This window comes from Nocardia sp. bgisy118 (assembly GCF_057708605.1).
In genome coordinates, this window is sequence record NZ_JBYISM010000016.1 from 170,887 (window position 1) to 181,256 (window position 10,370).

The 10,370-nt window shown below is 65.3% G+C and carries 10 protein-coding genes and 1 pseudogene; 10 read left to right on the forward strand and 1 reads right to left on the reverse strand.

All coding sequences use genetic code 11. From position 1 onward, the window contains the following. Window positions 1–183: 183 nt before the first annotated feature. The 9 genes and pseudogenes from AC3EO7_RS20820 to AC3EO7_RS20860 form a co-directional block, all read left to right on the forward strand. Window positions 184–480 (forward strand): annotated as a pseudogene (locus tag AC3EO7_RS20820) (MBL fold metallo-hydrolase); the annotation flags it as partial. A gap of 52 nt (window positions 481–532) precedes the next feature. Then, entirely contained in the window at window positions 533–820 is a 288-nt protein-coding gene (locus AC3EO7_RS20825; RefSeq protein ID WP_435592163.1) for an MBL fold metallo-hydrolase, read from the forward strand. 81 nt (window positions 821–901) lie between these two features. Further along, window positions 902–1,561 (forward strand): GNAT family N-acetyltransferase, encoded by a 660-nt coding sequence (locus AC3EO7_RS20830; RefSeq protein WP_435592151.1) that lies wholly within the window; start codon window positions 902–904, stop codon window positions 1,559–1,561. A 56-nt stretch (window positions 1,562–1,617) separates the two neighbouring features. After that, window positions 1,618–2,571 carry a flavin-containing monooxygenase gene (locus tag AC3EO7_RS20835; protein ID WP_435592152.1) on the forward strand — a complete coding sequence of 318 codons (954 nt, stop codon included), beginning with the start codon at window positions 1,618–1,620 and terminating at the stop codon, window positions 2,569–2,571. Between the two features lie 569 nt (window positions 2,572–3,140). Further along, entirely contained in the window at window positions 3,141–3,878 is a 738-nt protein-coding gene (locus AC3EO7_RS20840; RefSeq protein WP_435592153.1) for a GNAT family N-acetyltransferase, read from the forward strand. Between the two features lie 345 nt (window positions 3,879–4,223). Beyond that, window positions 4,224–4,787 carry a hypothetical protein gene (locus AC3EO7_RS20845; RefSeq protein ID WP_435592154.1) on the forward strand — a complete coding sequence of 188 codons (564 nt, stop codon included), beginning with the start codon at window positions 4,224–4,226 and terminating at the stop codon, window positions 4,785–4,787. 200 nt (window positions 4,788–4,987) lie between these two features. Next, on the forward strand, window positions 4,988–5,515 hold the full coding sequence (locus tag AC3EO7_RS20850) for a hypothetical protein (RefSeq protein ID WP_435592155.1): 528 nt from the start codon (window positions 4,988–4,990) through the stop codon (window positions 5,513–5,515). A 24-nt stretch (window positions 5,516–5,539) separates the two neighbouring features. Next, a complete protein-coding gene (locus AC3EO7_RS20855) occupies window positions 5,540–6,187 on the forward strand; it encodes a DegT/DnrJ/EryC1/StrS family aminotransferase (protein ID WP_435592161.1) in 648 nt (215 codons plus the stop codon). Window positions 6,188–6,519: 332 nt separating this feature from the next. Then, window positions 6,520–8,808, forward strand: coding sequence for a hypothetical protein (locus AC3EO7_RS20860; RefSeq protein ID WP_435592156.1), 2,289 nt, complete (start codon window positions 6,520–6,522; stop codon window positions 8,806–8,808). 438 nt (window positions 8,809–9,246) lie between these two features. On the opposite strand, the gene AC3EO7_RS20865 is transcribed toward AC3EO7_RS20860, so the two are convergent. Next, the gene (locus AC3EO7_RS20865; RefSeq protein ID WP_435592157.1) at window positions 9,247–9,681 is read right to left on the reverse strand and encodes a hypothetical protein; all 435 of its coding nucleotides are present in this window, start codon (window positions 9,679–9,681) and stop codon (window positions 9,247–9,249) included. Between the two features lie 164 nt (window positions 9,682–9,845). On the opposite strand from AC3EO7_RS20865, the gene AC3EO7_RS20870 reads away from it, so the two are divergent. Beyond that, the coding region (locus tag AC3EO7_RS20870) for an ATP phosphoribosyltransferase regulatory subunit (RefSeq protein WP_435592158.1) at window positions 9,846–10,370 on the forward strand (525 nt) is incomplete at its 3' end.

The following is a 10,370-nucleotide window of genomic DNA, read 5'->3' on the forward strand; positions in this document are numbered from 1 at the left end:
AGCCACCAGCTCGGCGAACACACCATCACCTACCTGCCTGACGGCGTCGCCCTGCTCGAACCCAAAGCGTGGCTGCCCGACAGCGATGAACAGGTATGGACCGAACACGCCCATCTGATCAACGACGACGGCTATCTCGTGGCCAGCGTCGGCGCGCTGCTGGTCGAGCACGACGGCCGGTCGATGCTCATCGACGCCGGCTTCGGCCCTCTGGCGGTGCCCACGGCAGTCGGGCTGTTGCGGGGCGGGCAGCTGCTCGACAGCTTCGCCGCCGCAGGCAAGAACCCCGCCGAGGTCGAACTCATCGCGATCACCCACCTGCACATGGACCACATCGGCTGGCTGTGGGCACACCAGCCCGGCCACACCACCCGCCCGTTCCCCGACGCCACGGTGGTGGTCGGACGCACCGAATGGGAACACCCCGAACTCGCCGCGGTCGACGGCACCCCCCCGCGAAGTCCTCGACATCTTCACCCACCAGATCCACACCATCAGCGCTGGAGAGGAGATCTTTCCCGGCGTTACCGCCATGGCTACCCCCGGACACAGCCTCGGCCACACCAGCTACCTCCTCGAATCCGGCGGACGGCGGCTGATCGCCTTCGGCGACGCACTCACCACCCCCGCCCAGATCACCCACCCGCACCTGACCACGGTCACCGACGACGAGCCCGCCCTCGCACGCGCAACCGCGATGCGCCTGCTCGACGAACTCACCCGCCCCAACACCCTCGGCTTCGGCGTCCATTTCGCCGACATCCAACTCGGCCACGTCACCACCAACACCGACGGACAACGCCAGTGGCAGCCCAAATAGCGCTGTGGCACAGACCTGTTAGGCACGGCGGCCCGCTGGCCCATCGCCACCCAACACTTTCCTTCGTTCTCAGGAGACGCCATGACTCAGGCCCAGAATTCCGGCGGTTTGACCGTTGAGGTCCGCCCTGCCAGTAGTAAGGCTGAGCTACGCGAGTTCCAGCGATGGCATCGGCTCTGCGGTGTGCCTCGCGGCCGCCGCGCCGCACGAAACCTGCTGCACGCCAACGACGCCGGGATTCTGTCGACCGGGTTGTCACGCGACTACGCGGCGTCCGCACGCCGCGATGCCAGTGCCGTCGGTGGGATTTCGATGGTGCGGGCCGCACGAACGATGGCGCTCATCGCCTCGGTCAATGGCCGGGTGGTCGGGGGCTTGGCGGGCGGGCCGTCGATTCACCTGGTCTCCCAGCTGGCCGTCCTCGGACCTGAGGCCGTCGTGCAGGGCGCACTGGCGACGATCAAAATCCATGCCCTCGCCGTCTTGCCCGGCCACCACGGTCGCGGCATCGGGCGCGCACTGCTGGGTGAAGCGCTGCGTATCGCCAAGGAAAGCGGCGCTCGAATCGTCTACGGCCAGTTCGACACCGACGCCGCCGGCACGGCGGCGTTCTTTCACCGCTGCGGGATGAGCCTGTGCGCACCCGGCCTGCCGGTGGACCTGCGGGCGTGGGCCGAGTTGCCCGTCGTCGTCGCCCCGCTACCCAGTGAGACCCTGTTCCACTGGGCGGTGGCACACTGAACGCCCCGCCGGTGAGGGCTGGACAGCGAGTTGGGTCCTCGACCGTGGACGGTGCGGTGTTGCAGGTAGCCGTGGTCGGTGCGGGGTTCGGTGGCCTGGGGATGGGTGTCGCGCTGCGCAGGGCAGGGATCGACCAGTTCGCGATCTTCGACCACGCCAGCGACATCGGTGGAGTGTGGCGCGACAACACCTATCCCGGCTGCCACTGCGATGTCCCAGCCCACCTGTACTCACTATCCGCAAAGCCCTACCGCGACACCCGCATCCGGTACCCGAGCCAACCACAGGTCCTGGCCTACCTGCGGAGCATCGTCGCCAAGCACGGCCTTGGGCGGCACCTGCGGCTGGGCACCGCGATCACCCAAGCCACCTACCTCGACGACCAAGCACGCTGGGAACTGACCACCGGCGACGGAGAGCATGTACTGGCCGAGGTCGTCGTCTTCGCCGTCGGCCAACTGCACCGCCCCCACCTACCCGAGATCCCCGGCCGAGAAACCTTCACCGGACCCGCCTTCCACACCGCACGCTGGGACCACGAGGTCGATCTGCGCAATCGGGATGTCGCGGTCATCGGCACCGGCGCCAGCGCCGCCCAAATCCTCCCGCACCTCACCCAGCTCGCCCGTCACGTGCGGGTATTCCAGCGAACGCCGCACTGGGTGCTGCCCAAACCCGCCACCGGATTCGGCCCATCACCCGACGATGCTGCGGCTGCCAGGCGCGCACCACTTCTACCGCCACAGCCTCGGCGTGGGTGCCGACGCCGTACTGGCGCCGATCATGCGCCGCGGCTGGTCGGCCCGGCCCGCCGAATGGGCCGCCCGCCGATACCTGCGACGCCAGGTCGCCGACCCGGTGCTGCACGCCAAGCTCACCCCGCCCTATCGCCTCGGCGGCAAACGCATCATTGTCGACAGCCACTACTACCCGGCGCTGACCAGCGCCAACGTCGAACTGATCACCGAACCGATCACCGGCATCGACCCCGACGGCATCCAGGCCGGTGACGGCACAGCCCATCCGGTCGATGCGATCATCTACGCCACCGGATTCGAAGCCAGCGAGTTCCTCGTCGCCATCGATGTGTATGGCAGAGAAGGAATCTCGCTACACCAGCAGTGGCGCAGCGGGGCCCGCGCATTCTTCGGCCTCGCCGTGCCCGACTACCCCAACGCCTTCCTGATCGCCGGACCCAACTCGTTCAACCCCGCGGGCAGCAACCCGGCCATGAAACAGCACCAGATCGACTACATCATCGACTGCCTGCGCTGGCGCAACCAGATCGGCGCCGCCGCAATCGAAGTCACCCACGAGGCGACGCGGGCACACCAACGCTGGCTCGATGACGCGCTCGCACACACCGTCTGGCCCGCCACAAGCCCGAGCTGGTTCAAACACCCCACCGGCCGCATCACCAACCCCTGGCCAGCCAGCACACGCCGCTTCAAACGGCTGCTGCGTCGTCAGCCACCCGCGCAAACCTTCACCGCACACGGCCCCGCACCATCGCGGCCACCCCGAATCCCACCACGCCGGCACGACAACCCAAAAACCTCTCCGTTCACCGACGAACGGCGTGCTGACCCACCCCTCCCACAGAAAGAGAACACCATGTCCACACACCACGACAACACCAGCCGCGACGCAGCACCCCCAGCACACCGGCCCAACCCCGGCCGACCTGGCCGCACAGACGATCGTTCGCCACGCAGAACACGACGACGAACTGATCGGCCTCCACAGCCTGGCCGAGCTGGCAGGAGTCAGCGACCCCAACCTGCTGGTACGTCAACTACTCACCCACAGCCACGACCAAACGTTAGGAGCCAACCTGAACAACACCGACCCGGGCCGCGTCATCCACGCCCTGCACAACGACGGACTACCCGCCGCGGTGGCCAGGCGCACCATGGCGCTGGTGGCAGTGGTAGATGGGCAGATGGCCGGCGGGCTCGTCGCCGGGCCGTCGGTGCAGATGCTGCTCCAGCCCGCGGTGGAAGGCCGACGCGACACGCTCCTCGCCGCACTGCTGCGCACGATCGAAATCCAAATCGTGGCGGTCAACGCCGAACACCGCCACCGCGGGATCGGCGCCGCACTGGTCCGCGCTGCCATCGATCAAGCCCGCAGCGCGAACGCTCAAGTGGTGCATGGACAGTTCGACACCGAACGAACCAACCTCGCGTCCTTCTTCCGCGAGTGCGGTTTCAGAGTGGACCTACCCGGCACGAGCCTCGACTTCACCGCACTCGCCGACATCGACCTGCAACTAACCGCCACACCCGAAGAAAGATACTTCGGCCTCACCTTTTAACACTGACCAAACTCCCTGCGTGCGCCAGATACTGGTCCGCCGTGCCGATGCCATCGGCAGACCTCGTCCGCGCACGACCGCTTCCTGCGGTGCACGCCCGTTGATCGAGGGTCGCGGTTGCCCGGTCCGCGGCCCTCGATCTGGGTACACCAGCGGTGCGGTCTCTGGCCGGGTGTGTGGGGCATACTGGCCGCCGTGCCGATGACCTTGGCTCAGCTGGCCGAACACGCCCGCCGCAGTGGATACGAATCGATAGCCCTGGCAGGACCCGTCATTCGCTACCGGAGCCTCAACACCAGCGAATACGACCCGTGCCTGGACTGGTGTGCACAATTGTGGATGACTGTGGAGGAACTCGACGGCTACGAATTGTGCTGCGGCTGCCTGGATTTTCTCACCATCCGGCTTGGCCGCGAACTCATTGCCGACAACATCTTGGACTCCTACTCCCAAACCGCCGTCGAGTTTGCCCCGCTGTTCGACGGGCTGTGGCTCGACGAGGCGGTGCAAGAGCAGTTCGATGCCACCTTGATCAACGATGTCGTCGTTGTCCTCGATGCCCAGCTCGCGCTGCCGCTGCGCGGCCGCCAACTCGGCGCCTGGATGCTCAGCGAAGTCGCCGGCCGGATGCTGTCCTCCCACGATGGGCTCGTCGTGGCCCGGCCCATACCCGACGACACCGACCCGAACACCCACGCAGGACGAATGGCCACCGAACGGTTGACCCAACACTGGCGCAGCTGCGGGCTGGTCCCCGTCACCGGCCACCAAGAATTTCTGGCGCAGGCCAGCGCCTACACCGCACTCGGAAGCGCCCGCGCCGCATTGGACCGGATCGCCGACCGCGATATCACCCTCACCGCCGACCAGATGGCCAGGTGGACCGAGCCCTTCGGCAGCCACGACTAACCCCATCGGCGACACCATCCAAGGGAATGCGCAGAACCACGTTGACGGCACTGCCGCCCCGCGGCGTAGGTGTCGGAGATGCCATGAGCCAGCAGCGGATTGCGACCTTGCATCAGTGCCGCATCGAACCTCCAAGAAGCCCTGACTCGAACCGGTCAAACTCTTGACCGGTCAAACTCTTCACCGATAGTCTGGCCGACATGGTGACCGACAACGACCGCGACAAGGTATTGGAACACCTCGACGTCGCCGTGGAGCAGTGGCAATTCGCCGATGATGAGCTGGTGGAGGTGATGGCATATGCGCTGCAGCGCGGCGTCACCCGCAACGAAGTCGCACGCCGGGTGCCCATGTTTTCCCGACCTACCGTGCTGTCGGTGCTGTCTCTGATCGACCGCAAGGGCAAGGTCAACCAGATCCTTGCCGACGCCGGGGTCGCCGTCCTCACCTCCGACGACACTGAGCAAGTTTGGGTGCACACCGTCAGCAGACCGAGGCGCGGGCTCACGATCCAGCACGACTCGAACAACCTCGACGACGACGGCGAACCCGGAACTCCCGGCCGCGCGGCCGCCGCCGAGCGTGTTGCGGCCAGGGTCGTGCCGGCACTCTACGACGCCGGATTCGAAATGGTCTCGGGGAAGACCCGGCTCACCCGCACCGACGCGGCCGTAGCGTTCGCCGACCCGGACGCGGTGCTCTGGATCCAGGAAGCCCCGAAGCCCTGACCACGCTGCACCACGGCGGTCGGCATAGGGCGCGGCGACGAAGTCGTGGTCTCCTCTCAGACGTTCTGCGCCACCATCCACGCCATCCACACCGCCGGTGGCGTGCCACGCTTCGTCGACATCGACCCCGCCACCCAGTGCGTCACCGGCGAGACCGTCGAGGACGCGATCACCGTCAACACTCGCGCGGTGCTGCCGGTGTTCTACGGCGGCCGCGCGGTCGACCTGACCGAACTCCGGCTGGCGGATCGGGAGATCGCCGTGGTCGAAGACGCTGCCACGCCTTCGGCTCTCGCCACTGAGTGTCTAGTGGGTGCCGTGCCGTTGCGGCAGGAACAACACCGCTGGTTTCTGCCGAACCTGCGGGTGATGGGGCCGTGGCAGGAACGGGTCAGTGATGATGGCGTGGTATGTCGGGTGCGTGAAGATCTTCCGGCGCCCTACCGCCCAGGCTCTAACCGCCACGTCCGGCCGTGGCGACTTCTTGGGATTGCACCCGGCTGGATTGCACTCGTCACCGCGTGGTCCCAAGACCGCGACGTCATAGACTCGATCACTGGATGCCATGGCACCGCATGGCGTTTGAAGCCGTGGCCCCAGTGTCGTCTGTCCGGTCCTGGCGACGCGGGCCGGATCAAGTTCACCGTTTTGCCCCTGCGTTGGACCTTCTAGATCGAGAACGCCTTGGTGGCGGCAACTGGGGAACAGCAATGTTCTAATCCTGCGCTATTCCCTGCGGCAGCGTTCGGCAGCCCGATGGGCAGACACGCTAGTGTGATGGCTTGGCGCACATGGCCGGTCGGCTTGCCTGCTACTCGATTGTCGCCGTGTGGTTAGGTAACTGAATGGGTTCTGGGACAGCCGTCGCCTATTCCACGGTGCGGCGGGGGCTTCGCTGCGCGCGCGTCGTGATCGTTTTCGACGGAGGGGAGAATTGGTCGTACTGGGCTCGACGAGCTCTGTACCTGGCGAGCAGGACGTGGGGAGGGGCAGGATTCGTCCTGGTGCCACACCAGGACGGGAAAGTTGCACCTGCGTTGCTGCGGGCCTGCCGGACCTACGATCCGGATTATGTCGTTACGTTCCGACGCGAGCTGGTGGACTTCGAATATTTCCTGCCGGGGCATCTACAGGTGACCGTGGACGGGTCGCCGCTGACTGGCCGGGCTCGCTGGGTTGCGTTGGCGGGGGACAACATCTGGTGGGAAACACATACCGACAGCGATAAACAGGCCAGGGATCAGATCGCTGCGGTTTGCTCGCCGTACAAGTACGCCAGTGCCAACGAGAGCCACGATGCTGTCCGGCAGTTCGGGCAACGGCCTGAGGATTTCCCTGACGTGAACCGCATGCCGGGTCTGGCTGTTGTAAATTGCGCCCAGTGCCCGCCGAATTGGGGTGGCCTGCTGGGGGTCGCTGTTGCGTCCCACGCGGGACTTGTCGACGCACCGAATCCGGCGGCGGTGGAACCCGACGTCGATGAGGACATGCTGCGCCAGTTGACCCACTGGTTGATGAGCTCCGGTTCACTGCCTCCCGAATCCCTGGCTCGGCTTCCACTCGACGGCGCCAGCTTTTCTGATATCGGTCGCGCATGGGACTACACCACATCCGGTTTGGCCGGTGTCGTCGAGACGCGCGACTCGTCGCAGACGGTACTGGTGGTGGTGGGTGACGCGGCCGAGGACTTCGCGCTGGCGCGTCTGTGGCAGCACACCTACATGCATGGTATCTGGTTGCCGAGCGTACTCGGCGCCGACCGAGACGACCTTCCATCGGCCGTGATGACGGGCCTGATCAAGATCTTCGGTAGCACCCGCTCTGGCCAGGGAACGGTCACGGTCACGTCCACGTCACTGCCAGCCGAGGATCTTTCCCGGGTGCTGGCGCGCTTCAGGGCGGCGGTCGGCCAGTATCCGGTCGAAGGTGCCGACGAGATCGGTCAGGCGGTGTCGGCCGAGGAGTTGGTCTGGCCGCGTCGTAATACCGTTTATCTAGGGATTCATGAGCAATTCGACGACCCGCTCAACGTCCCGACGGAAGTCGACGCCTCAGGGACGAGGGCGATGCTGACACCGCTGCCGCCGCCGCTGCTGCAAGATCAGCTGCTTGCCGGGCATCCCGATCTCACGTGGCATGTCGATATCGCGTGGCCCGATAATCGATCGGTACTCGGGGGTGGGCTGACCGCCCGCGAATTGCTGACACCCACGAGCGGACTACCGGTGACGCTGGCCCGCAGCAGCCGATACGGAACGTCGTACCCGTCGAAACGTTACGACCTCGTCCTCAGCGGAATCCCCGCGGTTAACGCGCTGCCGCGACCCAAACTTCGCGATCTCAGCCTCGCCGATTGGGTGGAAGCGAAGCTGGCGCAGCACGAGCTCACCAGCCGACTGAGCTCGGCGGGGCACAAGACTGCCCAACTGGCGCGGATGTTCGCAGATCGACACGCGGTCATGGATCTATTCGCCGGCCCGCTGCTGCCGGCGCTGCGCAAGATGGATGCCCAAGGCAAAAGCTCGAAGGACTGCTACCCGCAGGAGGAAGGAGTGCGGATCCGAGCCCACTACGGCGTCCTCAATTTTTCCGCTTTCACCGCATCGTCCTCGGCGACCAGCGAGAAACAGGTCCGACAAGATCTGGACAAAGCGCTGCGAGCGGGAGTCATCCGCCGAGGGCTCGTGCTCGGGTGCACTGTCTGTACCGAGGTCCAATTCCAGCCAATCGACCGGATCAGGCAACGGTGGACGTGTGAACGGTGCGACTCCGTCAACGACCTCGACCAACCAGCCTGGAATCTGCCACTGCAGGAACCACTCTGGTTCTACGACCTGCATCCCGTCGGAAGGCAACTGCTCAACGACCACGGCGAAGTTCCCATCGCCCTCGCTGCCCATCTCGCCCGCACAGGTAGCGCGCAGTCGGCCTACCAGGACCTCGCCGAAATCGAGTTGGTACGCGACGGCAAAGCAAAAGTGGAGTTGGATCTGATCGCCTACCGGGACAATGTCCTGGTCATCGGTGAAGCCAAAAGTGCCGCTCAACTGAGTGGGAACAGCAAAAACGAACGCGCAGCGGAGGTCCGGAAGAAGTGCCAGGCTGCGGCGTGGCTCGAAGCGGACGAACTCGTTTTCGCGACATCCGCGGCGAAGTGGACACCAGGCACCGAAGCTGACATCCGCGAAGTAGCCGCCGAATTCGACTGGCCGCCCATCGGGCCGCCGGTGATTCGCATGCTGGCCGGACTGGACTTCCCGGGCCCGGTCACCTCGAAAGTTCTTTCCTTGTAGGAAGGTTCGCGGGGGTGCGTCAGCTGGGAACGATGTAGCTACTGCAAGGCGTGTAGGGTCGCCAGCTGACGCGACCCGGTGCCTGGTAGGTCGTCGACGGACGTGCCCTCTGACGGATTCGCGCCCTGGCTAGGGGTCTGGGGGCCTACGGGGCCGCAGGAAGTCACTCCCGACAGCCACTTCGCGACACGTCCGGCCCGCTCGTTACGACTGAATCAAGGCGTACATCGCCGAGCTACTTGTAGGACAACAGTTTTCATGACGGGAGCGACAACTGATGCGGAGCGGATGTTGCCGATGCTGCGGGGCTGACACGGTGGTCGGCCCGGCAGAAGATAGCGAGGGGGACCAGCGACAGCGGATGTCAGCATCGATGGCGGCGTCTGCTGAACGAGCGTGTCGATCATGAGCGCCAGCTTCGGTGGCAGGCACTGAGGTCTACGCGTCGGGTTTGCGGCCGAGGATGTAGTAGTGCGCTATCGACTCCCGCAAATGTCCGGACGGCTCGCACTCCCGCAGCTGCGCTCGCAGATCCCTTTCGAATCCCATAGTGAGGGAGGGACTCTCGCGGATCGGGGCAGTGTACAAGGTCGACCACGCGAATCCGATGAACTCGTCCATCGTCCACGCGTGCGGTGTCGGGAACCGGTACTCGGCGACGTCGATGAAACCTGCCTCGCGCAATATGTGTTCATGGGTGCGCTGGGCTGGGCCACCGCTGGCCGCCATCGCTGACGATGCACCCGCTTGGCGTCCCGATTCGCCGGACCGCCGGGCCACGAGATCGACGGTGACAGCCTGCCACGACTCGGTTCCACTCCACGGTGTGCTGCTGCCGAGGATCGCGAGGCAGCTACCAGGTGCCGGTGTCATAGACCGGCAAGATGTCGCGCGACGAGTCCCGAGCCGGATCGCTGGTGGTCGCGCCTGCAGCGATCCGGGTGTCGGCGAACAGTCACGTAATATCTTGCATCGTCAACGGGTGCTGCTGATAGTCGATCTGGGCGCCCGCCATGCCAATCCCGAAGGAATATTTTGTGAGCCGTCCGCAAATCGTCAAATCTGGAACGATCAGTGGCTTCCCTGAGTGGTTGCCCGAGGTCCGGATGGTCGAACTGCATTGGCTCGACATCATCAGGGCCTGCTTCGAACGCTATGGCTTCGCATCGGTCGAGACGCCCTCGGTCGAGGCGTTGGAAACCTTGCAAGCCAAGGGCGAGACCTCCCAGGAGGTATACACCCTGCGGCGGCTGCAGGCCGACCCCAACGACGCCAGCGACGCGCGGCTGGGCCTGCACTTCGATCTCACCGTTCCCTTCGCTCGTTATGTCGCTGCCCACCTCAACGACCTGGTGTTTCCGTTCAAGCGGTACCAGATTCAGCGAGCCTGGCGCGGCGAGCGGCCCCAGGAAGGCCGATTTCGCGAGTTCACCCAGTGCGACATCGACGTCATCGGTGTCGACCGGGTGCCGCTGCACTTCGATGCCGAACTGCCGCGCATCATCATCGAAACGATGACGGCGCTGAACCTGCCGAAGTGGACCCTCTACGTCAACAACCGT

Bases quoted from the DNA above. Each gene is read 5' to 3' on its own strand.
- AC3EO7_RS20850 (WP_435592155.1), top strand. From the start codon at position 4,988: ATGGTGACCGACAACGACCGCGACAAGGTATTGGAACACCTCGACGTC.
- AC3EO7_RS20865 (WP_435592157.1), bottom strand. From the start codon at position 9,681: ATGACACCGGCACCTGGTAGCTGCCTCGCGATCCTCGGCAGCAGCACA.
- AC3EO7_RS20825 (WP_435592163.1), top strand. From the start codon at position 533: ATGGCTACCCCCGGACACAGCCTCGGCCACACCAGCTACCTCCTCGAA.
- AC3EO7_RS20830 (WP_435592151.1), top strand. From the start codon at position 902: ATGACTCAGGCCCAGAATTCCGGCGGTTTGACCGTTGAGGTCCGCCCT.